This window comes from Planctomicrobium mucosum (genome assembly GCF_051466335.1).
GTDB lineage: Bacteria > Planctomycetota > Planctomycetia > Planctomycetales > Planctomycetaceae > Planctomicrobium.
The window spans coordinates 1,246,589-1,269,728 of sequence record NZ_CP195793.1 but is presented as its reverse complement, the minus strand read 5'-3'; the positions used below and the strand labels follow the sequence as shown (position 1 = coordinate 1,269,728).

21 protein-coding genes, 2 tRNA genes and 1 pseudogene are annotated in these 23,140 nt (G+C 51.7%); 3 read left to right on the top strand and 21 right to left on the bottom strand.

Annotation, left to right across the window (positions count from 1 at the left end; translation table 11 throughout):
* Positions 1–401 precede the first annotated feature (401 nt).
* The 10 genes from SH668x_RS05090 to SH668x_RS05045 form a co-directional block, all read right to left on the bottom strand.
* The gene (locus tag SH668x_RS05090; protein WP_437187614.1) at positions 402–1,241 is read right to left on the bottom strand and encodes a formylglycine-generating enzyme family protein; all 840 of its coding nucleotides are present in this window, start codon (positions 1,239–1,241) and stop codon (positions 402–404) included.
* A gap of 54 nt (positions 1,242–1,295) precedes the next feature.
* Complete coding sequence (locus SH668x_RS05085) at positions 1,296–2,105, bottom strand: IS5 family transposase (RefSeq protein WP_437185075.1); 810 nt, start codon at positions 2,103–2,105, stop codon at positions 1,296–1,298.
* Positions 2,074–2,595, bottom strand: a complete 522-nt coding sequence (locus SH668x_RS05080) for an acyl carrier protein (protein WP_437187613.1) — start codon at positions 2,593–2,595, stop codon at positions 2,074–2,076. The genes SH668x_RS05085 and SH668x_RS05080 overlap by 32 nt, the downstream gene beginning before the upstream one ends.
* Before the next feature lie 336 nt (positions 2,596–2,931).
* Positions 2,932–3,195: a hypothetical protein gene (locus tag SH668x_RS05075; protein WP_437187612.1), complete on the bottom strand. Its 264-nt coding sequence runs from the start codon at positions 3,193–3,195 to the stop codon at positions 2,932–2,934.
* A gap of 382 nt (positions 3,196–3,577) precedes the next feature.
* Positions 3,578–4,015 carry a hypothetical protein gene (locus tag SH668x_RS05070; protein WP_437187611.1) on the bottom strand — a complete coding sequence of 146 codons (438 nt, stop codon included), beginning with the start codon at positions 4,013–4,015 and terminating at the stop codon, positions 3,578–3,580.
* 8 nt (positions 4,016–4,023) lie between these two features.
* Entirely contained in the window at positions 4,024–4,962 is a 939-nt protein-coding gene (locus SH668x_RS05065) for a hypothetical protein (RefSeq protein WP_437187610.1), read from the bottom strand.
* A gap of 264 nt (positions 4,963–5,226) precedes the next feature.
* Entirely contained in the window at positions 5,227–6,231 is a 1,005-nt protein-coding gene (locus SH668x_RS05060) for a tyrosine-type recombinase/integrase (RefSeq protein ID WP_437187609.1), read from the bottom strand.
* 299 nt (positions 6,232–6,530) lie between these two features.
* Complete coding sequence (locus SH668x_RS05055; protein WP_437187608.1) at positions 6,531–7,880, bottom strand: tyrosine-type recombinase/integrase; 1,350 nt, start codon at positions 7,878–7,880, stop codon at positions 6,531–6,533.
* Positions 7,877–8,173 carry a hypothetical protein gene (locus tag SH668x_RS05050; protein WP_437187607.1) on the bottom strand — a complete coding sequence of 99 codons (297 nt, stop codon included), beginning with the start codon at positions 8,171–8,173 and terminating at the stop codon, positions 7,877–7,879. The genes SH668x_RS05055 and SH668x_RS05050 overlap by 4 nt, the downstream gene beginning before the upstream one ends.
* 575 nt (positions 8,174–8,748) lie before the next feature.
* Positions 8,749–8,964 (bottom strand): hypothetical protein, encoded by a 216-nt coding sequence (locus tag SH668x_RS05045; RefSeq protein ID WP_437187606.1) that lies wholly within the window; start codon positions 8,962–8,964, stop codon positions 8,749–8,751.
* A 362-nt stretch (positions 8,965–9,326) separates the two neighbouring features.
* Here SH668x_RS05045 and SH668x_RS05040 point away from each other — a divergent pair.
* Both SH668x_RS05040 and SH668x_RS05035 read left to right on the top strand, forming a co-directional pair.
* Positions 9,327–9,581: pseudogene (locus SH668x_RS05040) on the top strand (transposase); the annotation flags it as partial.
* 11 nt (positions 9,582–9,592) lie between these two features.
* A complete protein-coding gene (locus SH668x_RS05035) occupies positions 9,593–10,135 on the top strand; it encodes an IS5 family transposase (protein WP_437187093.1) in 543 nt (180 codons plus the stop codon).
* 203 nt (positions 10,136–10,338) lie between these two features.
* Here SH668x_RS05035 and SH668x_RS05030 read toward each other — a convergent pair whose 3' ends face one another.
* The 9 genes from SH668x_RS05030 to SH668x_RS04990 form a co-directional block, all read right to left on the bottom strand.
* Complete coding sequence (locus tag SH668x_RS05030; RefSeq protein ID WP_437187605.1) at positions 10,339–11,007, bottom strand: sigma-70 family RNA polymerase sigma factor; 669 nt, start codon at positions 11,005–11,007, stop codon at positions 10,339–10,341.
* Positions 10,991–11,293, bottom strand: a complete 303-nt coding sequence (locus tag SH668x_RS05025; RefSeq protein WP_437187604.1) for a hypothetical protein — start codon at positions 11,291–11,293, stop codon at positions 10,991–10,993. The genes SH668x_RS05030 and SH668x_RS05025 overlap by 17 nt, the downstream gene beginning before the upstream one ends.
* A gap of 191 nt (positions 11,294–11,484) precedes the next feature.
* Positions 11,485–13,221, bottom strand: coding sequence for a hypothetical protein (locus SH668x_RS05020; RefSeq protein ID WP_437187603.1), 1,737 nt, complete (start codon positions 13,219–13,221; stop codon positions 11,485–11,487).
* 2 nt (positions 13,222–13,223) lie between these two features.
* Positions 13,224–13,718: a hypothetical protein gene (locus SH668x_RS05015; RefSeq protein ID WP_437187602.1), complete on the bottom strand. Its 495-nt coding sequence runs from the start codon at positions 13,716–13,718 to the stop codon at positions 13,224–13,226.
* A 97-nt stretch (positions 13,719–13,815) separates the two neighbouring features.
* Positions 13,816–14,856, bottom strand: a complete 1,041-nt coding sequence (locus SH668x_RS05010) for an ATP-binding protein (protein WP_437187601.1) — start codon at positions 14,854–14,856, stop codon at positions 13,816–13,818.
* Positions 14,810–15,721, bottom strand: a complete 912-nt coding sequence (locus SH668x_RS05005; protein WP_437187600.1) for a hypothetical protein — start codon at positions 15,719–15,721, stop codon at positions 14,810–14,812. The genes SH668x_RS05010 and SH668x_RS05005 overlap by 47 nt, the downstream gene beginning before the upstream one ends.
* Complete coding sequence (locus SH668x_RS05000; protein WP_437187599.1) at positions 15,718–15,972, bottom strand: helix-turn-helix domain-containing protein; 255 nt, start codon at positions 15,970–15,972, stop codon at positions 15,718–15,720. The genes SH668x_RS05005 and SH668x_RS05000 overlap by 4 nt, the downstream gene beginning before the upstream one ends.
* A 209-nt stretch (positions 15,973–16,181) precedes the next feature.
* Positions 16,182–17,006 (bottom strand): hypothetical protein, encoded by an 825-nt coding sequence (locus SH668x_RS04995; RefSeq protein ID WP_437187598.1) that lies wholly within the window; start codon positions 17,004–17,006, stop codon positions 16,182–16,184.
* Between the two features lie 86 nt (positions 17,007–17,092).
* Positions 17,093–18,388 carry a tyrosine-type recombinase/integrase gene (locus SH668x_RS04990; RefSeq protein WP_437187597.1) on the bottom strand — a complete coding sequence of 432 codons (1,296 nt, stop codon included), beginning with the start codon at positions 18,386–18,388 and terminating at the stop codon, positions 17,093–17,095.
* Between the two features lie 166 nt (positions 18,389–18,554).
* Between SH668x_RS04990 and SH668x_RS04985 the strand changes: the two genes are divergently transcribed.
* A tRNA-Arg gene (locus tag SH668x_RS04985) sits at positions 18,555–18,628 on the top strand.
* Positions 18,629–19,063: 435 nt separating this feature from the next.
* On the opposite strand, the gene SH668x_RS04980 is transcribed toward SH668x_RS04985, so the two are convergent.
* Positions 19,064–19,136 (bottom strand) — tRNA-Lys (locus SH668x_RS04980).
* A 273-nt stretch (positions 19,137–19,409) separates the two neighbouring features.
* Positions 19,410–22,943: an acyl-[ACP]--phospholipid O-acyltransferase gene (locus tag SH668x_RS04975; RefSeq protein ID WP_437187596.1), complete on the bottom strand. Its 3,534-nt coding sequence runs from the start codon at positions 22,941–22,943 to the stop codon at positions 19,410–19,412.
* Positions 22,944–23,140: the final 197 nt, after the last annotated feature.

Below are 23,140 nucleotides of genomic sequence, written 5' to 3'. Positions count from 1 at the left end.
CCATCAAGCGTACTGAACAGCATGATACACTGCAAAAACACGCTCCGTCAAACTTTATAAAATTTTACCCAACTGGCTTGTACACCTATGAAAGTGATTCTGATTCTTTTAGTCAAGGTTCGAATCCTTGTCGGGCAACTTGAATCCTCACAACAACTTGTGACAGATTCAAACTCTCTAAAAAGCAACTCTCCCGGAGATTTGACCCAAATTGATTGGGTCAAATTATTCTTCGACCCGGAATTTGTAAGTTGCCTCAATGCTGAAACACCCAGCTTTGTGCCTGCACAAGCCATCGAATCGTGCCTACGTCTGACATGACGGCAAACGCATTTAGACTGGTGCCGGAAATCCAGAGAATGCGACAGCGCAGCTGTCACCGGGAAACGAGTACACGAAAATCACTTCGGTGACTTTTCTAAAAAGGCAAGATCGGTTAAGCAGCGGAATCCCAGGCAGCGACCACGTGCAGAGGGGGCTCGACCTCTTCGATACGTTGGGGAACACAACTCCACTGGGCCGACCCAACTGCCACCGCGTTCGCTGCGAATCCCTGTGTTGCATGTGTTGCATGTGTTGACTGGATTCCTTTCCAGCGACTCCGGGCGTTTGTAAAAGGCTTCGTCATACCAGTCTCGACACCATTGCCAAACATTTCCGCCCATATGATGCAAGCCAAACGGAGACATTCCCAACTCTTCATTGACCGCAGCCAACGGCATCGTTGTGGCGTCATAGGACGCGCCACTCATATGGCGCCCACACGCCGCTGTGAGCTCAGTGGCGACTGCGCCGCAATGCTGATCCGAACTGGAACCACGAGCGGCGTATTCCCACTCTGCTTCACTCGGCAGAAATCGACCTGCGTTCTCTTCGAGATAGCCTCTCCAATCCTGCCCGTTCACCCAGAGTGAGTATGCGGCTGCTCCAAACCACGAGACCATTACCATTGGCACGCGATCAGTCCCAGGGCGCGGCAACCAACGTTGATCGTCACTGGATTGATGGACCTGGAGCTGCCGGTCGTCATCCCCTTCAGTGAGAAACCAGTCATTTAAAATGAGCGCCGTCGGGTTTTCAATCGAATTGAGAAACCGACAATACGCGGTCGTAGACACCGGTTCTGCGTCGATAAGGAAGCAGTCGAGACGGACAAGATGCTCCGGCGACTCATCAGCGGGCACATCGCTCCCTGTCCTGCCGATGCACACTTCCGCAGCAGGCAGGAGCGCACACCGCATCCCATCAATCCGTCGGCGGTAGAAAGAGATTCCATCAACTGCCCCTAGAGCCTGTTATGAACTCTGGACGACGATCGGCGTGTATTTGAGCAGCAGTGCGACCATGGCCACCCAGTGCCATCCGGCCAAGACTTCTGCCAGTCGTTCGTAGTCACGTGCCAGCCTCCGTGATCGTCCTAGCCAGGCAAAGGTCCGCTCCACGACCCACCGACGTGGCAATAATACGAATCCTTTCTTGGCATAAGGGAGTTTCACGACGCGCAGTTCCACTCCCTGCTCAGCGGCAGCCTCTTCCGCGTTCTCGCCAGTATAACCTTGGTCCACATAGGCGACTTCAATGGCCTGATCAGTCGCCTCCTGCACAGCGACACATAAGTCGGAAACCTGGGCTCGCTCCTGTTCATTGGCTGGGGTCACTTTCAAGGCGAGAAGGTGCCCGAGCGTGTCAATGGCCACGTGAACCTTCGAGCCCTTCCGCCGTTTGCCGCCATCGTAACCGGCTCTGGCACCACTCTCGGGAGTGGATTGGATGACTCGCGCATCTAAGATCGTTGCTGAGGGGGGCTCATCGCGTCCCTGAGCCACGCGAGCCACTTCCCGCAGGTCATGAGCGATGTGCTCAAACACGCCAGCCTCCAGCCAACGGCGAGCCTGCTGATAGACCACGGGCCAAGGCGGGAACTCATGGGGCATGAACCGCCACTGCGCCCCGGTGCGTACCAGCCACCGCATGGCATTGAACACGGCTCGAAGGGAGTGAACCCGCTGCGGCGAGTCCTCTTTCACCAGCGCCAAATAGGGGGCTAAAAAGGCCCATTCGTCGTCCGTGACGTCACTGGGGTAAGGCATCCGGGGCTTGCTCATCCACGGAAACTACTTCAAAACCAACACTTAAGTCCATAACAGACTCTAGGGACTCAAGCAGACCTTGCATCCGCGATGGCGGCTGTTGCCAGATCCCGTTCAGTTGAGAAAACGGGGTCTTCTTCGCGATTTCAGCTGCGCTATCTTGAACTCGCCACCGTCGCCCCCCTCGCCTTTCCAGCCTTGAGGGAGTTGTTCCCTGCTGCAGATAGACCAGTTCCGCTAAATCGCTGAGTCGAAAAGGGGATCGGGTAAAGACAGATTTGTACAAGGGATCGAAAGGCGGATCTGGAAATCCAATTGAGAATTCTTCCTCCAACACCATGAGCAGTTCAACAATTGAAAGACTGTCGAAATGAAGATCCTCGATCAGTCGACTGAAAGGGACGACCTCTTCTCGGGGAAATGAGAGCAATCTGGCTGCGACGTCACAGACTCGCTGCTCAAGAATTTGAATTTGGAAGTCTGGTTCATCGCTCCGCACGGTCATGTCAACCCCCGACACTATAGATTACACCGTCTTAAAGAGAGATCCTGATGTTACCCCTAACGGAAACACATCGTCTGGCAACGCACGGGATAGTACAGAATTGTAATCCGGTGTGAAACTGGCGCGATCTCAAGGATGAGCAATTGACGACTCGTTGCCGCCACGACCAGACGGAAACGAATTGAAAAAAGCGAAGCAACCACCGCGTGGGTGAGCAAAAAATCCCCGCAGCACGAGGGCAGACAATCAGCCGTTTCCGAATGCCGTGCTCGATGTGCTGAAAACGATCTCTGATTGCGTAAACCTGCCAGTTCGCTTCAGTAAGCCCAATACGGTTTAGATAGTGTCCGCCATCCGGTGGCAGATTCCGCTTCCGACAATAATGCCAACGATCGCTTCTCCCACCGATTCGAAAGGTGTCGCAGAGTCTCTATTCAGAACTGAATTCACAGACAGCTTGTCGAGAAGGATCGCAGGGCTTCGCCGCCGAACTTGAGCCAACCGTTGAAGAGACCAGAGGGCGACGTCCGGCTTGCAGATCACGGTAAGTTTCGAGATACTTCGGCCTCGCGGCGTCGGAATACGATCAGACGCCAACACGAAGACACTTCCCTGCAATTGTCTTGGCCGACTGCCTCAAAAGGTGAACGGCAAGACGACAGTCAGGCCTTGGTTTTTGCGGTTTCAATTTCATTTCTGGTTGTCGCAAATGGTGTAATCCAGTTGCACAACTGAAGTCAAACCACGCCGTAAGCCTCAATTAAACAGAGAGTTGCGCCCGTAGCTCAGTAGGATAGAGCAACGGATTTCTAACTCAGCGGCAAAACATCGCTCCACTGCATGAAATTGGCGGGATTTCACATTTTGCGACTGCTGGCAAGAGCGCCTTAAAGCCCTACAGAAATCTTGCGAGTCCGAATTGAAAGTGTCTGTGACACCTTGGCCTGTGGATTAAATTAGGCACTCTATCTCACGATTACGATTAGTGGTTCACCAATTCAAATAGTTGATTCGTGTTTTCCTGTATCACGTCACGAGCAACGCCGTAGTTTTTTTTGCGGTCAGGATGCATTTTTTGCAAAACGTTGATCGTCTCGGAAACTTTTGGTACGAGCATCTTCAGAGTCACGTGATTCGATTCTACGGCCTTCATGTCAATCCGCACTTGGTATAATCGGCCGCTGTGTTCGCCAATCATGCAGGTCACATATTCATTGTGACGTGCAGGGCGAATACCCTCCGTTCTACGTCCAAGGTATTTGAAATAGATTACGAAGCGTCCGATCCTCTCTTGATTTTTGCCCCGCACTGCCTCGGGTAAATCGTAGGGTGACATCCCAATGGTTACTGTCACGCCAGAGTGTGATTCTGTCGTGACTTTATTAAGAGAATCCGGATTGAGCTGAATCCAATTTGACATGCTTTTGTTCACGTTTTCGTTACCGCAAATTTTGCAAGACTTTTCTTCAGTTTCAAAAATGCTTTTCGAAACCTCGCGTCTTCCGGGTCGAGGCAGTCATACTCATTGGCGCTGTCGACCACCAACACTCCCCAACGTTGATTGTCAACGGTTTCCAAGGGAATCGCAAGAATCGAAATCGGTGATTTCTTTTTCTTCCGAATCCTTTGCCAAACAACTCTTGTTGATGTAAACGTCTCTTTGGCGTATCTCTCAACTCGCCGATCGTGTTCTATCGCAATCTGCAGTTCTGGGGCAGACGAATTTCGATATTTTGCCCATGCCAGCTTGGTTGACTGAAAAATACTGCGGGCCTCTATGCCATCCAATTGCGGTAGGTCGCGCCGCCGAACAGCTCCATCTGCCCTCCATGCAAAGCCCGCCACTCCTTCTGCATTCTCAGCATTGTCTGGAGCCAAGAAAATCGTGGTCGACAGTTTGGTTGTGTGGCCTGAGCGATGCTTTAAAACCAGCCACCCCGACCACGGCCAAGCTTTGCCCCAAGGCCAAAAGATGCCTTTCCATTGCATCACGAACCAAACTGTAGGCACATGTTTGAAGATCGTCACCCGATTGGCGTCTCTTGGCGTCTTACCTGGCAATTTGGGAAAAACAGACCGACGAAAATCATCAAGGGCGTCACAAACCCCCTTGTTTAACGTGATCGACTCAGCCGATTCTGTTCTTATGAACATGACCAAAATTCGTGACACGAAGCCACAAGCCAGTCCAAAAAAAATCAGCCCTTCAGAATAAGGGAGTGTCGTTGCTGCCGCGTTTTTAACCAAGCTCCACGGACATTTATCTCCGTGTTCAATACAATAGACTGCCCAGCCGGCGAACACATAGCAGACCCAGTCAGCTACTCTCGCCAAGAAAGTAACAATTAAACTTGCAGCCGGGTTCAATTTCTGGCCCTAAAATAACATGGAAACGAATCCGTGGATTCACGTCAGACCGAAACTTATATGAAACAATTCTGTAAAGATAAAGCGAGACTCTCCTGATACAACATGGTGCCTGACGGCGAAAGCGGTTCTCTGATTACTGCAGTACACTCACAGCCTCGCTTTCGCTTACGACCGAATGCACTCGAGAACTAAGAGAAGTAGAGCGATTTGATTTATATGGACGCCCCTCCTTAGGCAAAACGCCAACAGCGAGGGGCGAAATCAGTTGTTGCTCATATTTCCCCAAATCGCAGGTGGCAGGAACAGCTCATAATCCCGGAGTTCGGCCGATTTGAACTTTGATGTCGGGACGATGGGATTGAACTCTTCAGGAAGTTGCAGGTGCTTCCGCAACGCTCGGCGGGCCTGTAATAGGCGAATGTAAAGACGCTTTCTACCCAGCGCTGTCTCTGGGAACGGCCGATGATCGGAAGCTGCCCATAGTTCAGGCTGCGACGCCTTGCCCCCTTTCTCTGCCAGAGTTTTGATCAGGGCCAAGCAGTTCCCGTGCACCGGGTAGAACTTTCCCATGAACTGAAATCCGCCAGGCGGAAAACGAAACGCATCTTTCGGCGGGTGAACGGGCATGGCGAAATCGTCCACACTCAGCATCGCCTGTTGCGCTTTCTTCAATGATCGCACAGCCATCTTAACCCCATGTTTAAAAGCCAACGGCCATTCCATTTTCTCGATGGCGGGACGTAGGTCTTGAACGCTGTTGAGATAGCTCTTCTCTGTCACATTTCCGGGAGCATGCAGTAGCAAGGTTTTGCCGAGCCCTCTGTCAACTCGATCGATCTCGCTGCAGGCGGTACGGCGAATGTCGTGAAGTCCGCATCGAACGCCTGCCTGCTTTCTCAAGAGACCCCATAGCTCATAGAGGTAGCGGCGGTTGATATCAAAAATAAATACACTCGATTGGGGGATACGTGACAAATGCGCCATCGTGAGTGAGTGCAGGGGGAGATCGGCATCGACTCCTGTCTTCTGCACTTTGACGTAAAGCGTTTGTTCGTAAGTGTTGAGGTTCTCCCAGCGAATGTCGAGTAAGTCTCCGGCCCTCAAGCCAGTGTTATAGGCGACGACCAAAAGTGCTTGCCACCAGAAGGCAGAGACGGATACATCGCGTATCGGCTTCTTCATGTGTCGGGCAGCGAGATACAGACGATTGAGTTCGTCCATTGTTAAGCGGCGGGGACGTTTGAAAGGAACCTTGCACGGACGCATGGCAGGCACTCGTGGGATTAATTCCAAGGCCCACGGGTTCTGATCCGTAACTGGCCCGCAGCGCCGAAGTACGCTACGAATATGACCCCAGTACCCATTGACTGTGCGGGGCGAAAGTCCCATTTTGAGAGCGTCATTTCGGAAGCTTTCCAGCGTCGCATTAGTGATCTCAGAAATATTGGGGTTGTTCGTTAATTTTTCCCAAGCGAGAAATGCTGACATAAACGGATTGTGAGATCTCGCGCTGAGTTCGTCCTTGAAGTAATGTTTCTCAAAGGCTTTTCGAATTGTTAATGAGACTACTTCCATACAGCACCTGCTTTTGATTGGGGTTCCCAAAGGAGGGGTGGAAGGACCAATTCAAAATTGCATCCATGGCGTGGATCTTCGACTATCGAAGGGATGATCGGATTAAATCCCGGCGGCAGCTGAAACACTTTTTGGAGGAAAAGCCGGCAATACGAGATCTTGTTATAAAGTTTCGCACGAAGATTGCGGTTGGATACGAGCGGAAAACGGGTTCCTATGGCCGCCTTCCAAAGTTGCGGCTGCGTGCAGGTTCCACCGTGCTCAAGAAAGGCCTTTAATATGAGGATCCTTGCAGGAGCAGCCCGATAGAACCTCCCCATGAAAGAGAACCCGCCCTTCGTGAACGTGAACATAGTGGCAGGGGGGTGTATGGGAATTGTGAAATCAGCTGGCCGAATCGTCACGACCTTTTTGTGTGACTCCTTAAGGGCTCGCAGCGTCATTTTCGGGCCATGGCGAAATGCATCAGGGACGGCCATTGCTTCGATTACATCTCGTAGTTCTGGAAGGGAATTGAGGTAGCTGGCCTCGGTGACGTTGGTCGGCGCATGCAAGAGAAGCACCTTTCCCATCCCGGGACGAACGCGGTTCACCTCAGAACAGGCAGTCCGCCGAATGTCGTGAAATCCCTTGAACTTCTCTATGGAAGCAAGTGATTTCAGCCGGCTCACATATGAATGAAACTTCCGCGGTTCAATATGGAAAATCCGCTGCGTGCGGCGATCGAGCCTGCATATGTGCTCCATTACCACACTGGGCAGCGGAAGATCCGCACTGACCCCAGTCTTGCGAGTCTCCACGAAGAGGGTTGATCCCTCTTCATTTAAGTCACTCCACCTAGCCTTGAGTAGGTCGGAAACTCGTAGGCCTGTGAAGTATGTCAGTACTATTAAGGCCTGCCACCAGTAGCCGGGGTTTGGAACCCCTTTGCGAGGAACCTGCATATTGCGGGCAGCGAGATAAAGGCGATTCAGGTCAGTCATTGACAACCGTACTGGACGTTTAAACGGAACGGGAACTGGTCTCATTGCGGGAACTCGGGAGATCAGCCCCATGCCCCACGGGTTCCCATCGGTCGCAGGCCCCACCCGGCGAAGAATCGAGCGGACCATCCGCCAGCAAGTGTTTACGGTGCTTGGGGCCAACCCGTCTTTCAATGCTCCCTCTCGAAACTCCGCGACCGTTTCATTGGAGATCTGATCAATCGTTGGATTTGTGGTGTGCATCTCCCAGCGACGAATAGCCGCGCGCATGCTTACCTGTGTGTTCTTCCCCAAATCATTACTTACATAGAACTTCTCAAAGACAAATCGAACGGTGTGTCTAGGGGATGGTTTCATTTCCCACCTTCTTCCAATTTGTTGGCGATATCGTGGCAACGGTCAGCGAAATCCCTCAGGTTCTTAGCAACAGCCAGCGGATCAAAGCTCAGGTTAAACCTGCGTCCAGGCCGGCCATCTGCAATCGACCAACAGATCTCAGGAGCTGTGAGTTCTTCTTCCTCTCCCTCAATCCAAAGTTCAAGAACAGATCCCGCAACTGTGTCAATGGCCTCCATTTCGAGCAATTTTGCCTCCTTGAGGCGTTTGCGACGAACTTCTGGAGCATCAAGAAAGCAAAGTATTTGATTCATCACTAGCCCTTTAAATGGCTTTTGGATCTGACGAAATCCTCGGGAAGTTGAATGCTTGGTTTGTCCCGTCTTAGGTAAATTGAGCTGCGTTGCAGGCTCCTAGACAAGCACGACGGGAAATGCAAAACGCCTGAAACCGACCGGGACTAGCTGTAAGGAATCAGGCGTTTGTCCCGAGGCAAGCTCGGTGAATGGAACAAAAGGCGGAAGCCACTCCTAGTCCGAATCGGCTTCCGATGTAGGTACACTAATGGCACAAAGTGCCCCCGGTTGTCAAGTGCCAACATTGTAGGCACACTAATCCGTATGGAAGACGAAGAAATACTTTCCGAAAGATTTCGTGGCCGTTGTACTGCAGCGCAGAAGCGGTGCTGGGAAAAGGCCGCGAAAATTGCGAAGCGATCCCTGTCAGATTGGCTTCGAATCATTGCTGACGAAGCGGCTGAGCAGGCAATTGTACAGGAAGAGGATAACCTCAAACGCAAGGGGAAGATGTCAACCTGACACCTACCTTGTTCCATAAACTTGCTGGAACGGTGATGAACCCTAGAATTCACAACGGATCAGGGAACCGTTCAGTCGCGGGTCGGATCCTCACCTAGATAGAGCTCGAGCGTCTTGATCAGCTTCAATGCTGTGGCTTTCAAACGATGATCATCTGTGTTGTTGATTATGGCCGTCGCCTTTCGCCTGGCGTCTTTAATCTTCTCCGCTGGAACCGGCCACCCCTTTCGGATCGATGAGCTAATCATAATCATGTCAGCACGTAAATGGTGTGCGTCGTCCATCATGGTGTTGGCCTTTCATTGCCATTGGGTAATTCGTGGGCGTCATTTCCATCCCTGCCTTCTGCCTCGAAACCACTCACAGTCCGATCACCTCTCCCGTTATCCGGTAGTGTGATGACGACCCGGCTTTGCAGGGCGTCTGCATGAAGATGCAGGTTAGGAATCCTTTTGTGTTCATCTCGCATTTCGAGCGCTTCACGAGACACGTTGATACGATCGGCAGCGATGACCACTCTCGCAGCTGCCACTAAACACCTGGGATCGGGGGACTCCTGAAGTACCTCGCCCATTTTCACTAGAGCGCCTTTCATAACTCTGTTTGGCAAGCGATTTGCGTACCAGCATGAGCGAAAGGAGTTTCGCTCATGCCATGCACACGGAAGATTGAGCTCGTTGGTAATACGTATCTCTCGGACGCACAATGGGATCGCATCAAACACCTGATCCCCGAACCGCTCTCCCAACCCAAGGGAGGACGTCCTCCGCACTCGCAACGGGCCTGCCTGGAAGGGATTTTGTTTGTACTTTTGACAGGCTGCCAATGGGAAAAACTACCAAAATGCTTCCCTTCCCCAAGCACTTGCTGGAGAAGATTCGATGAATGGACTCGCTGGGGCATCTTTGAGGGACTGTGGTATTCCCTGCTGATGGAGCTGGAAGACCTGCAGGGGATCAATTGGAGAGAGGCGGCTGCGGATGCCTGGTTCGTCCGGGCGAAAAAAGGGGGGACCAGGTTGGAAAGACCAAGTGTGGCAAAGGCTGCAAGGTCGTCGACATCGTCGATCCCGAAGGAACTCCTCTGGGAGTCTATTTCGCTGCCGCCAACAGAAGCGAAGTGAAGCTCATCGAGCCGCTGTTGGACAACCTGCAGATCCCGAGGAAAGCCCCGGAACACCTGCTCTACGACAAGGCTGCAGACAGTGACCCGCTCAGAAAGAGACTGAAGGAGGACCGTGGAGTTGAGTTGGTCTGCCCCCACCGAAAGAACCGCAAAAGGAAGCCGACGCAAGATGGGCGTTCAGTCCGGAAGTATCGACGTCGCTATAAAGTCGAGCGAACTCACAGCTGGATGCAGAACTTCCGGAGAACCATCATCCGCTATGAAACCACGATGCTACGTTACACGGGGTGGATCCACTTGGCCTGTGCCCTCATCACACTCAGACGGTTATGAAAGGCGCTCTAGGATGGCCGCACGCATTTGCGGAGTGATGGGCCAATCATTTCGAATGGCACTTCGGATCAATCGTAGGTCTTGGCCGCTCGTCCGCCCATCGACAAGCGGCACGCTCCCCAATCCCCTCGAGACGTAGTCAGCATCGGGAGTGAAAGGGGGCAAAACGTCATCAGTCATGTTGTCGCGATCACTAGCCATTGTTACGCCTGCTGTTTTATCGCGTCAATCAGTGGCCGGCCTAATACAGCCTGCAATTGGCCAACGCTGGCGAACTCAATCGCAGCAGCCTTTTTAATTCCAAGTTGGAGGATGTTTTTTATGCACCGGTGATAGCGGTCTGGAATTGACGGACATTCCAGGTCAAAAATTAATTTCCGTTCTCGAACGGCAAGTCGATCTATGCTCTCATCGATACGAAACAAAGAGGGAATCACCTCCATACCCATCTTCTCGTTTTTGCGAACAATATGCGGAACCCAATCGTGTTCACGAGCTGCATCGAAAATAGCTCCTCGAATTCTCCAGGTAGCAAAACTCGTGAACTTTGCGTGGTGTCCGGGTTCAAATCTTTGAATTGCTTGGCAGAGTCCAAAGAGAGCAGCGGATGAAACCTCGTCCCAATCCAACGAACGATGACCGATCTTTCGAAAGAGAGGCTGAGCAATTTTGAGTGCAAAGACACGATAATGTTCAACCAATTTCTCCATCACATCACGCTGATCGCGTTCCGCCCACCATTGGGCAGCGTCAGCATCTAGAAGTTCATTAATTCTCGCCAAAATCACTCTCCCGTTGAACATAAGATGAACGGTAGATATCCGTGAAGGAAGACCGCCGCTAAGACGATCAATTTCAATTTCGTGCTGCATCTCTCAGTGACGTCACACGAAACCCTTCATGCTCGTGAGAAGCCTGAAACAGAAGGGGGAATTCATTTTGGTATCGCTTCAGTCGCCTGCGCCCCTCGATAATTTGTGAGACATTTTTCTGCAGGATGGCAAACGTCTTCTTGTGTCGGGAAGAACGTAGAATTTCGTTTGGTGGATGACTTCGCTTGAACTCATTGAATAACTTGCGAGCGTCCCGCAATTGTTCCGTTGAGACTGTTCCAACCAAGAGTTTCACATCTTCAGCAACCGCAGACAAACTAGACATGACACCCTTCGTAAGTTTCAGTTCTTCACGAATCGCCACGAGATCATGGGCTGCAATTCCGAATAAATGATCTGCCAAGTTCGCCCATAATCTTTGGACCTGGACTTGATGCTGATCGGTTATGTTCACGTGATTTTTTTGTTTCAGAGTTGACATGGGTTTTCCATTCACGGCCCGACTTCGACGCGAGATCATCGTGGAGCCCCACCGAGTTGTGCTCGCCGGCGCTCGCCTGCTCGACTTATGAGATCCAGTTGCTTCTGTATCGTTTGAATCTGACTATTCGCGTTCTCCAGCTCCCGGGCATTATTAGCGAGCTCAGCGGCAATTTGACTGATCGTGTGTACCGTCTCTGATCCGACTTTGCCCATCGCCTGAGCGTGCTTCAGATTCTCGTGTAGGGCATCGGCCTGAGCACCTGCCATATCGGATTGGCTCAAGTTGCCTGTTTGCACATCCCGAAATGCCTTCTGGTTTACCTTGCGAGCCTGGGCCTCTAATTCGCGTGTCTGACGGCGAATGTCTTCTGGAGATGCGCCCTCCGCCTCGGCCTGCCTGAGTTTGGTGGCAATTCCGGATGAATCGAGTCCCTCTTTCCAAAGCCGTGAATCGGCCAGCTCTTTGGCGATCGCTCGGGGATCGACCTGATTCATGAGCTGCTGAACATGTTGGCCAGAGATCTCAGGAGGTCGACTTTCGGGAACCTGTTGAAATTTCTGCACGTCTTCGGCGCGTTGCTTTTTCAGAGCCTCTTGGGCCTCCAGCCAAGTTTTATTCCCTTCAGGATCCGGGTCGAACAACTCGGTCTTCCGTTTGTCCATCCTGTCGAAGAACTCTTCGCCCGCCTGTACGGCAACTTTGAAAATAGATTTCCATGCCAGTTTCTGGTCTTCCAGAAACCTCTTGGCAGTCTCGACCTGCTTTTGATGGATTTCCAATTCAACTAGTTCGCGATTACGTTCTTCAAGTTGCTTAAGATCCTTTCCTGCTTGGACGGCTTCGCGTTGTAGTTTAAGCCACTCCGCGTGTGCCTTCTGGGACGCATCATCTGACTTCTTGGCTTGCTCCAGCCAACGGGTCTCAGCTTCAGGAGTCGATAGGGTAATCCCGCGACTCGTTCGCAGCCGCTCCTCTTGTTTCCGGGAGGCAACTGCTGACGCCCGTTCATCAATCATCAGCTGTCGCTGTGCTTCCGCTTGTTGATTGAGTAAGTCCAATTCTCTACGTTTCGATTCAATCGCTTTTGCGGAGTCTTCAGGATTGTCGAAGTCTCTGAGTTGATTCTTTAGGCCGAGCTGGTGAGCAATTGAATCGTTGAGTTCGCTAATGGCGTCCCGTTGTGACTTAATTGCCTCCGTTCCCTCCTCGGTAGCCTCTTTGCCTTCCAACATGGTCGAAACGAAAGTCCCAAGAGCGGCAGCCGCGAATACGATCGCGGATCCCCAGGGACCGCTATTACTCAGGAGAGAGGCCATGCCGGAGAGCTTTGGAACAACCTGCAGCATCACTGCATCTAAGCCGCCAGGACCCGAGAGCCCTTTCGCAAAGTCAAACGCAATGTCGGCCGCTTTCTGAGTTGCTTCACCCGTAAGCTTGGTGTGCGATGCGAGTTGATCGAGAGTCTTGCCCGTCAATTCAGAATCTTCTGCAAGGTGCTGGGCAGCCGCTCCCGCAGCGTTGAGATTCTGCGTAAGGGTTTGCATGTCACTGACCGCTTTTGGATCAGCAATACCATCCACCGCATGACCTGCTTTATTGGCTTCCTGCTGAGTCTTTTCCAGCTGGACGCCCATTTTCTCCAGCGATTCAGTGGATACGTGGCTGGCCTCGTCTGCCGCGTCCCCCATTTTTGTGAGTTCGCGGGAGAGGGCTTTGACATCGCGAGAAGCGACTCCGGTATCAGTTGCCACTTTGATCGTAGTTGCCATGACTAATTTCGAATCCTTCTGTTCCAAAGATCATCAATCCACGCTTGAACAATTTCCTCGCAGCCATCAATCCAGTCTTGTGGTAGCTCTTCGGGGATGAGCGTCCGCAGTTTGTCAAAGTGTTTGGCATAGGTTCGGCCATACCCCACCTCGACAGCATGACCTGTCACCTCAAATACATTGCCGCCTTGACCATCCGGGGGAGCAAACTTTGGGCTGATCGAGTTTGCCATCACGCCGGTATCAATTCCGATCTGCGTCGACGTGTCCCCCTTTTTCGCTCGCTTCGCTTTCTGCTTGATTCTTGCAGCCGTCAGGGGATCCCATTGAATCCCGCCAGCCCCCACTTTCCCGCGAGACTTCGCCTCAAAGTCTTCGGCGATGTACCCCAACAACTCGGTCCCGATTGCGGTGAGGACATCTTCGCTCCCCCGATCCAACTCTTCGGCAATGAGCAGGAGGTTGCGAGCATCAGATTGGACAGTAATTTTCAGCATGATTAATTATCGAAAGTGTCTGAACTGACACCGGACCGTGATGAAAATAGCTGTCCTGCGTCACTTTTTGATTCAACCAGAACGGAGGGCTTATCCGTTACTGAATGACACTCTCGCACTCGCGGAAGCTCCCCCAGTTGCAAATGACGATCTTCGCGTTGTCGATCAATCGATCCCAAACTGGACTCGAAAAAATCTCTCGGGCATACCTACCGGTCTCTTCCATGGGAAGATTGGCAGTCATCCAAATGGGCCGTTTCTCCCTCCAACGTCCTTCAACAACCCGATACAGGCAGTCCGTTTGAAAATCAGAAAGTGATGCACCGGCGGTGTGTGCGGGATCAGAGAGGCATAAGAGATGCGACTTCAGCATTGGATTTACAATCTGGTCTTCGTCACCAGGCTGTCCTCGGGAAGCGTCTCGCAATCTCGATCGCAGTTCCGCGCCGTTCTTCAAAAGGATGTTTCCATCGAGCGGGAGAAGCATCCGCCTCATGAGGGCATGCATCAGGTGATCTTTCCCCGCTCCAGGAGGGCCGAGGAAGAGGATGTTCTGACCTGCTTGAATCGATTCCAGAAAATTGAGCTGCCTTAGCTCTCCTAACACGCTGCGTTGAGCCGCCCGCTCAATTTCAGTTCCTGTTTCCTCGAAGTTCTCCAGCGACGAATGCACGAACCGGCCTGCCATTTTGGGCCATGCTGTGGTGTTGAGATATTCAATTCGGTCTGCTCTCCGCTTCGCATCCAGATTCATGAAGCGGACACGTTCTTCCTCGCGAAGTTCCTCTTGCATCGCAGCATAGAGTTCCGGATGTCGCCGACTGGCTTCGACCCGAGCTTCTGCGCGTTCCTTCATCTTCAATTCGCTTTGGCGGCGTTGAACCGAGTCTTTTCGAGTTCGAAAGAGTTCAGGATTCATGAGTCGGTAATCGCTGGTCAGCTGCTCGCCCTCTTCCTGTCGAGCTCGAAGATTATCGAAGATTGCAGCTTCTTCATTGCTGATCGACACGCTCGCTAGCTGGTCGGCGATCCTCTTACGAGCTGCTTCTTTGGCCTCCAGTCGCTCTAGAACGATCTCGTCGACCTTCAGTTTAAAAATCTCTCGAGCTGAGTAGTTTGGCCCCTGTTTTAGGATCATGGACGAATCCTGAATTCGTTCGGTTTGAGACGATTGTTGTGTTTGCTTTTCCATTACAGGAATACTTCCCCTCTAGGATTTTTGTGACGGAATCGGTCTTCAGAAAAAAATCAAAATCAGCAACCCAGCCTCGATCATTTTCGCCTCTAAGGAATGTCGACGTTGGTAAACGTGCAAGTGCAGCGGGCCACCCCTCGCGCCAGTCCCGATCAGCCAATCGAGACGTCAAAGCAGTCTTGCGTTTTTTGCTCAGCTTGCTGCACTTCGGGAATTGGGCTGGCAGATTGTTCCATGCATCAACGACGTCTTGAAACTCTTTAGTCAGGGGAGGGGGCGGCTTTTCCCCCTCTTCTATAGGGGTAGGGATCAGGGGAGGGGTTAGGGACAGGGTTGAATGATTGTGCCGATCACTTCCCGATCGTTTCCCATTAGAGTGACAATGCGCTGTACTCGATTTGCCCTCTTGATTCCCGTTGCGCTGTATTTCGGAAAGCGCAACTGGCATGGAATCGCCTTCATCACTCGGTTGATCATCGATTCCAATTGCCTCTTGTGGGATCAATACCCAGTATCGTCCCGCTTTCCCCTTTCCCCCTTCCTCATAATGGAGCCAGCCTGCGTCAATGAGTGTCTTCCTGATTCGAATCAGGGTCTTTTGCTGACTGATTCCAAGAACCGTCATCAGTTGACCGTTAAACCAAGTTGTGGCACGTCGGTAGTGTGCCGCGTCTTCCGTGTGGGCAATTACCATTAGCAGGTAACACGCATCAGCTCCCAATTCGTTGGCGAGACAGACCTTGACCATCAGGCGGCAGAATTTGTGAGCAAAGAACGAATCTCGTTGCGGATAAGTAGGAGCGTTCAAAACGGCCCTCCCGCACCTCGCGAGAGCTTTCTCCGGCGGGGAGAATGTGGAACGGATGGCGCGGCAACAGGGTTAACTAGTCCGGCTTCGTAGGCTTCCACCGCAGCCAATGTGACGCGCCATCGCGGCTGACGACTTGTCGGCGAAGCAACGTTGAACGCAGGCAGCTTGCCGGAATCAATCAGCTTTCGAACGCCCTCTGGCTTGCAACGCCACCGTCTGGCGATCTCAGGAGGGGTGAGGATGGTCACTTGGACACCTCACGTTCTCGCTTCTTTTGAGCTGACTCTCTGGCCCTAAGTGTTCTTAGAAGGAGCCTCAAGGACCTTGCTTCAGCTTCAATTTCGTCGAGGCGTGACTCAATTTCGGCAGGTGAGATCTTCTCGAGAATCGCGGCTGCGTCTAGAAGTGATGGTGATTTGTTCGTCATGCCCCAAGTCTACGGGGCGACTCCTTAAAGTCAGTCCTGACTTTTGACTTTCCGATCCTGACTTTGTGATGGAACATAGTAACCACCAAGCCTCCGACAGTTCGCTAAGATTCCTCGCTTCCTAAGAGATGACAGAGCGTTTTTTGTGTTTGAGTTGAATTCCAGTCTTACCTTTTGGCAAAGTGCCTCTCCCTTGAGTGGTCCGAATTCTAACGCGGCACGTACAAGGCTGATTTCTGTCGGATTTGTACACTTCGAAAACAAGTCTTTCGAGTTCTTTAATGGCTTACGTTCAAATAGACGTATTGCAGGAATTTCCGACGATTCAAATGGGGTACCTAGAGGCTCTAAGATCTTTGCCCGCTCCCGTTCAATTCCAATTCGTGCTTCATCTGCAACTTCACTTAAATTGAAGTCGCCCAACAAATCCGAATTGGCCTGTTTTACCACTTCAGGAGGGTATTGCCTGAGCCAATTTACGTCGCCTGACTCATCGTAACTTTGGTATGGGCGAGAAATAAATCCAATGCGATTCCACAACAAATACGGCCATGAGATGGCTAGATCCATTGCAGCGTGATGGTATGAAACATTCATTCTACCATTAAGACGTACCGGGCGGTCTGCTGCAGAGGCTAAAGCTTGACTAACATCATGACTGTCTAAAACTCTTCGCGATTGAATTGCTTCTCTGGTGATCTCGTTGAGTAAACGAACGTTGCTTTCTTGGAGTGACGCACCTGCATCCCAAAAGTCTACGCAAGACTCTGCAACCGCCCTTAGAACGGGAAGCCATCTTTGTGACTTACGAGATTCTTGGCTGAAGATTCTGGCAATTTCTTCATTCATTACCATCTGAGTGATCGTCTTGCTGGAACCTGGAAGTTGTCAGTGAAGCTCGTATTCTGGAGCAACTGGATCCACTTAACTGAAATATCACATTACTCAGCCAACCGTAGCCAACGATGAACAACATCAACGACGGCTCGGAGGCGATCTTCACTGATCTGTCCTTGACGGTAGACGGCAGCCATCGACTCGTCAGTGTGCCCCATAATCGCGTCGACAGCTACTTGATCTTTAGACTCTCCCGCCTGAATCTCGAACGTTCTTCGCAGTGTGTAGAAGCCCAAGCCATTTCGCCCGTTGATGTTCAAAGCGTGAAGTAACTTGCCGAATGCTCGCGATATATCATCCAAAACGCTCCGGGGTTTCTCATTCCCTTCTACATCTAGTCCCTTACCTGCCATTCGCACCCAACGGCGGCGACTTCGCGTGAGAAACACTAAACCTTGATCTTCGTCTGTACGCGGTCGCAACCGGCGTTCGACGACCTCGGAGAGTGCAGTCACGGTTTCTGGCCAAAGAGGAATCTTGCGAGGAATCTCCGTCTTCGGACGTGGGTAGCTCATCCATCCTGCATTGAGATCCAAGTGGGATTCGGTAAGACCAGAACAGTCAGTGTTGCCAAGCCCTCCATTAATCCCAAGTAAAATCATCGCCTTCAATTGCGGATCAGGTTTCAGAGTCACTGGCGTTTCCTGCCCCGCGATACTGACGGACGCCCCCTCTAGAGCTCTCAGCAGCGTTCGGATTTCAGCAGCGTCGAACATCTTGGGACCGGCTTCATTACGAACCCGCCTGAGTGTCTTCTTCGATGGACGCTCGAAGGATTGCCCAAACTTCACAGGTACAGGAATCAGCTCTTGGTCAGCTGCAAACTTAAAGATAACGCGGCAGCGCGTGATCTCATTGCCGAGCGTTCCGGCACTGAGGTTCTTCGCCAGTCCTTTTCGAAACGCTTCAAAGTCAAGTGGACGCAGGGATTCTACGGCTCGATTTTTCCCGAAGTGTTCGATCAGCAACTTGCAGGAACGGAAGTAGTCGCGATAACTTCGTTCCGTTAGCTCGCCGGTTTCCATCTTGTTCCGCTTGGAAGCCAGGAATTCGTTGCAAAGAACTCTCAGCGTACAGCATTCGCTGGCTTCGTCTACAACTTGAGGCAGTGATTCGCCTTTAAGGATATAAGGCCATTCGCGATTGAATCGGTCCAGCGCCGCTCGCCAGTTCGCTTCATACTGCTCAGTACCCGAGGCACCAATCGGCCCAAAATAATGGGAAGCCTTGTTGAACTTTTTAACCCACCGTCCGGAAGGATGGGCTGTCAGTGGAAAGTCTTTGTAAGGCTTGCTGTACTTCGGCTTGCGTGAACGGCGCGAAACTGTAGACTTTTGCATCGGCATCACCTTGGCAAGAACTCGGTGGTGTTCGACGCCCGGATGTTGCAAGCATCGCGGGCGTCACTTTTGGAGAGAATATAGAGTAGCGAGTGTCAGATCGGAGTGTCAAACTCAAATCGAGCCAACTCCCAGAAAGACACAACAGCTTACCAAAACAAGAGTTGCGCCCGTAGCTCAGTAGGATAGAGCAACGGATTTCTAATCCGTCGGTCGCAGGTTCGAATCCTGCCGGGCGCATTCTTTTCTTTGCCGACTCAGCAGTTGATGAGGTCGCGAACATTGCCTCAAGCCGCCTCATCGATGCGGACATCCAACCAGACCGTGAACTCGCTTCCACTTGGCTCCGCGAAGCAAAAGCGACGCCCTCCCGTAAATTCGAAGATCGGCTTCACGATCTCACCTCCAGCCTCAACCACTGAAGATCCACTGTAGAAAACTCAACATAGTTGAGCTTTTCATGAACGTTCATCTCGCTCTCCCCGATGGTGATGTACGCCGCATTACTTGCGATCGAACAAATTCACAGAGATTCCCGCAAGGACAGAACTCGCAGCGGTGCCTCGAGAATCACCAGCGGACGTAGCGGTGAAACAAGGATGCCCACCCCAGTTCACAATAAATCACTCCAACAAAAAAGGCCGCAAAGCATTTCTGCTTCACGGCCTTTTGAAGTGGAGGCGCAGGGACTCGAACCCTGGACCAACGGATTAAAAGTCCGTTGCTCTACCGACTGAGCTACGCCTCCTACTCTTCTGGACGACCTTTCGATCACCAGTCGAAGCGGAGATGATACTTTTCAGGCGATTCTTCGCAACCTTCCGCAAGCAGAAAGTTCTCGAACCGGACAAAGTGGTGAAGAAGCCCATCAAAATCGATTCAAAACAGCAAGCTCATTTCTCTCCGTGTTGATGGATTCAAGATAAAATCCGCAACCGGCTGCGAAAATCAGCTTCAGCAATGACACCCCAAATGACTCGCCGGTTCGCTGAATTCCTCGATGCTGACTAAACGCCGAACCCTAAAATGCTTTGGCGTTTCGAGTTACATCCAATGCCATTTCTTTGACAGCTTTCAAATCCAGTTTTCCGGTTCCGAGCACCGGAATCTGGTCCACCTGAATAAAAGAGTCGGAGGAAGGAATCCACAATTTGGGAATACCTGTCTGAGCCAGCTTTTTGATCACCTGATCAACCGGTTCGCAAAGCTGGGTGTACAAAACAATGATTCGTTCTCCGCGACTATCGTCCGCCACGGCCGTAACCGCCAAAATTAACCCTGCTTCTTCCGCATCGGGTGCCTCGCAGATCTTAAATAGTTCCTGCTCAATACGAATATGGGGAACCATCTCTCCGCCGATCTTGGAGAAGCGGCTTTGCCTCCCAGTGATCGTCAGGAACCCATCTGTATCAAGAACAGCGAAGTCGCCTGTGTTGTACCAGCCATCACGAACCAGATCATTGGTTTTTGCCGGGTCGTCCAGATAGCCCTTCATGACGCTTGGTCCTTTGATCAGCAAGAGCCCCTCAACACCGATTCCCCGATCTTCGCGGGTTTCAGGATCGACGATCTTCGCTGTCACCCCGGGCAGAGGACGCCCCACTGTGCCAAGCTTTGTCCCTTGTTGATAAACCGCTTGTGAACGATGGTCCGGCACGTTGACCGCAGCCACTGGAGACAACTCAGTCGCACCATAGCCTTCAGTCGGAAGTACCTTAAACTTCTCCTCGAATTGTTGAGCCAGTTCGACTGGCAACTTCTCTGCCCCGACGACGATCAGATCGAGCGAAGCAAAGTTCTCTGGATCACATCGCTTCAAGTACATCTTCAGGAAGGTCGGGGTTGTCATCATGATCGTGAGCTTGTGATCCTGACACAGTCGACCGATCACCTTCGCATCAAGTGGGCTGAAGTGGTACACGCCACGCAAGCTGTAGCACATTGGCAACCACATGCTGGCGGTGTAACCGAACGAATGGAAAAACGGCAATACCCCGAGAATTCCATCCTCATGCTTCACGTTGAGCAAATGGTCGATCGCTTCCGCGTTCGCTCCGACGTTCACCTGAGAAAGGACCACCCCTTTCGGTTCACCTGTCGATCCGGAGGTGAAAATGATCGTCAGCGTATCGTCGGGAGCGATCTTCTTGAGCCCAAGAAGCGAGTCGAGCACTGAAGCAGGAAGTGCAAACGCGCCGAGCGCCCCCATCATCCGATCGAGAGATGTGACCTTTTCCTTCACATCTTCCAAAAAGACGAATTCCGCGTTCTGCAACTTGAAGGGCATTTTCTCCAGAAATCGACGACTGGTCAGAACATGTTTGATCCCTGCTTTGTCGACGCAGTAATTCAACACGTCTTCGGAAAGAGTGTAATTCAGGTTGATGCTGATTCGACGATCAAGAGCCAGCGCCATATTCGCGAGGCATCCGCCGACAGAAGGTGGCAGCAACAGGCCAACGCTCTTTTCGTCATTCGACAGAACAGTTCGTCGCAGCACCCGCCGAAAGGCGAGCGCTCCAGCGAGAAGTTTGCCGCCTGTCAGTTCCGTCTTCGCTGAGTCTGCGACTTTCGACACAAACTTCGAGGCTTTACATTGGCGAATAAACCGACGAACCGGTACGAGTTTGTTTTGAGCAGCATCCATTTTCACAGCCTCAGCAGCAAGTTGTTCGACCGCTTGTCTTACGAGTGCGACATCTTGCGGGTTACGAATCGGTGTTCCAAAGTGAATATCCACTGGAAACGGCCAACTCTTAGGCCACTTCCAGAAAACCTTTCCTCCACGCCAACTGAAAATGCTCCCCCAGAGCCCGTTCAAATATGTGGGGACAATAGGAACATCCATTCCGCGGACAATTTTCATCAGGCCTTTTTGAAAAGGTTGGATCTGGCCCGTTCGAGTCAGCCCCCCCTCTGCAAAAATACAGACGACTTCTCCATTCTTTAGCCCTTCACGGGCAGAATTGATCGACTTCACAACAGCCACTGGCCCATCGCTTGCTCGAATTGGGATCACTCTCATGATCCGAGCCAGCTGATTCAGAATTGGCATCTCAGTGAAGTCCGAGTAAACGAGAAATCTCACGAATCGTGACGTCGCGATGCATAGAAAGACACCATCCATGAAGGAAACATGGTTGGCGACAATGAGTGCAGCTCCACGATCCGGAACATTTTCGAGGCCGTGCAGCCGAAGCCGATAAATCGAATGCGTCACTAACCAAAGGCAGAACCGGAATGTCCAATCAGGCATCAGCCAGACGAGATACACCACCACAGGCAGTGTCATGATTCCCATCAGCAAAAAGAGCGATCCCGGCGAAAGACCAATCACAGCTCGCAGGAGATAGAAGACACCAAACGAAACAAGAATCATGACATAAGACAGGAAGAAACTTCCTGCGAGCACTGTTCCACGACGTTGTGGATCGCTGCGCATTTGCAAATAGGCTTCCAGCGGGACATCGTATAGCCCCGCACTCGCTCCGAGCAGGAACAGCCCGATACATGATCCCCAGTAGGCGACCTGTCCATTTGTGGGAAGACTCGGATCAACAAAGCTCCCGAAGACGCAGATGAGAATCGAATTGACGGCGATTCCCAGTGCCCCTAATGGAACGATGCCAAGTTCCACTTTTCCATCGGAAAGTCGGCCAGCGAGGAGACTTCCTACCCCGACTCCCGCCACGAGTATCCCCAGCAAAACGCCAATTTGCGCCTTCTCCAGAGAAAGAATCGTTGATCCAAACGGATCGATATTCTGCTGAGCCAATGACGCTAGAAAGTAGAAAAATGCGATCCCAAAAGCTGCTCGAAACAGTCGACGATCTCCCCAAAGAATCTTCATCGCGGGGATGACGTCAACAAGTGGATTCAATCTCGGCGGCAGTTCTGGATCAGCTGCTCCTGCAGTGAACACCAGAAGACTTGAAAGATATGCTGCGACGGCACCGACGAGGAGAGTCAAGGCAATCACCGCAATCGATTCCCAATTTCCACTTCCGAGCTCTGGGGTGGAGAATCCGTATAGCACGAAGCTTGCAATTGTTCCAGCCCCCATACCGACAATCGAAAACATTGCCATGATGCCATTGGCGTTCGACAGGAACCGGGGGGAGACGATTTCAGGAATGCAGCCAAATTTCGAAGGGCTCGTCAGTGCACTCAGAAGCCCCTTTACAAAGACAATGGACAACAAGGACAGAGAATTTCCGTAGGCAATTGATAGGATGGCAGCGATCAGCAGCAGAACTTCGAGACCGCGAACTCGCGTAATAATGCTTCGTTTCGAAAACCTGTCTGCCAACCAACCCGCTGCTGGCATTGTGAACAGATAAGGGACCGTCAAGGACACCCCACCCAGCACGATTGCTGCTGACGAGCCAAGAATCGGCTGCGAAATCAAAACGGCAAACCAACGCAGGAGATTGTCGTTAAATGCGCCAAAAAACTGGGTCAATACCAACCCGATAAAGCTCGTTGAACCAACAGTTGAAGACTGTTTCAATTCAGGAGTAAAGGTGCTTTCCGAGTGACCAACAGACAGACTCATGTTGTTCCAGTAAAGGTAGAACGTGTGACGATCAACTTAATCCACCAAAATTGCGGGGACCAGATCTATCAATCCAGATTAACACGATCTTCATTTCGTCAAAAGAGGAAGATTTGCGCAAGCTATCTCTCTGTCAGAAATTAGGCGAGTTTCTCCGCAAATGAACCTGCTCGTACCGCTGCAAAGTCAAACTGCAT

Bases quoted from the DNA above. Each gene is read 5' to 3' on its own strand.
- SH668x_RS05090 (WP_437187614.1), bottom strand. From the start codon at position 1,241: ATGCGGTGTGCGCTCCTGCCTGCTGCGGAAGTGTGCATCGGCAGGACA.
- SH668x_RS05085 (WP_437185075.1), bottom strand. From the start codon at position 2,105: ATGAGCAAGCCCCGGATGCCTTACCCCAGTGACGTCACGGACGACGAA.
- SH668x_RS05080 (WP_437187613.1), bottom strand. From the start codon at position 2,595: ATGACCGTGCGGAGCGATGAACCAGACTTCCAAATTCAAATTCTTGAG.
- SH668x_RS05070 (WP_437187611.1), bottom strand. From the start codon at position 4,015: ATGTCAAATTGGATTCAGCTCAATCCGGATTCTCTTAATAAAGTCACG.
- SH668x_RS05060 (WP_437187609.1), bottom strand. From the start codon at position 6,231: ATGCGTCCGTGCAAGGTTCCTTTCAAACGTCCCCGCCGCTTAACAATG.
- SH668x_RS05055 (WP_437187608.1), bottom strand. From the start codon at position 7,880: ATGAAACCATCCCCTAGACACACCGTTCGATTTGTCTTTGAGAAGTTC.
- SH668x_RS05050 (WP_437187607.1), bottom strand. From the start codon at position 8,173: ATGAATCAAATACTTTGCTTTCTTGATGCTCCAGAAGTTCGTCGCAAA.
- SH668x_RS05045 (WP_437187606.1), bottom strand. From the start codon at position 8,964: ATGATGGACGACGCACACCATTTACGTGCTGACATGATTATGATTAGC.
- SH668x_RS05030 (WP_437187605.1), bottom strand. From the start codon at position 11,007: ATGCAGCACGAAATTGAAATTGATCGTCTTAGCGGCGGTCTTCCTTCA.
- SH668x_RS05025 (WP_437187604.1), bottom strand. From the start codon at position 11,293: ATGTCTAGTTTGTCTGCGGTTGCTGAAGATGTGAAACTCTTGGTTGGA.
- SH668x_RS05020 (WP_437187603.1), bottom strand. From the start codon at position 13,221: ATGGCAACTACGATCAAAGTGGCAACTGATACCGGAGTCGCTTCTCGC.
- SH668x_RS05015 (WP_437187602.1), bottom strand. From the start codon at position 13,718: ATGCTGAAAATTACTGTCCAATCTGATGCTCGCAACCTCCTGCTCATT.
- SH668x_RS05010 (WP_437187601.1), bottom strand. From the start codon at position 14,856: ATGATCCTAAAACAGGGGCCAAACTACTCAGCTCGAGAGATTTTTAAA.
- SH668x_RS04995 (WP_437187598.1), bottom strand. From the start codon at position 17,006: ATGGTAATGAATGAAGAAATTGCCAGAATCTTCAGCCAAGAATCTCGT.
- SH668x_RS04990 (WP_437187597.1), bottom strand. From the start codon at position 18,388: ATGCAAAAGTCTACAGTTTCGCGCCGTTCACGCAAGCCGAAGTACAGC.
- SH668x_RS04975 (WP_437187596.1), bottom strand. From the start codon at position 22,943: ATGAGTCTGTCTGTTGGTCACTCGGAAAGCACCTTTACTCCTGAATTG.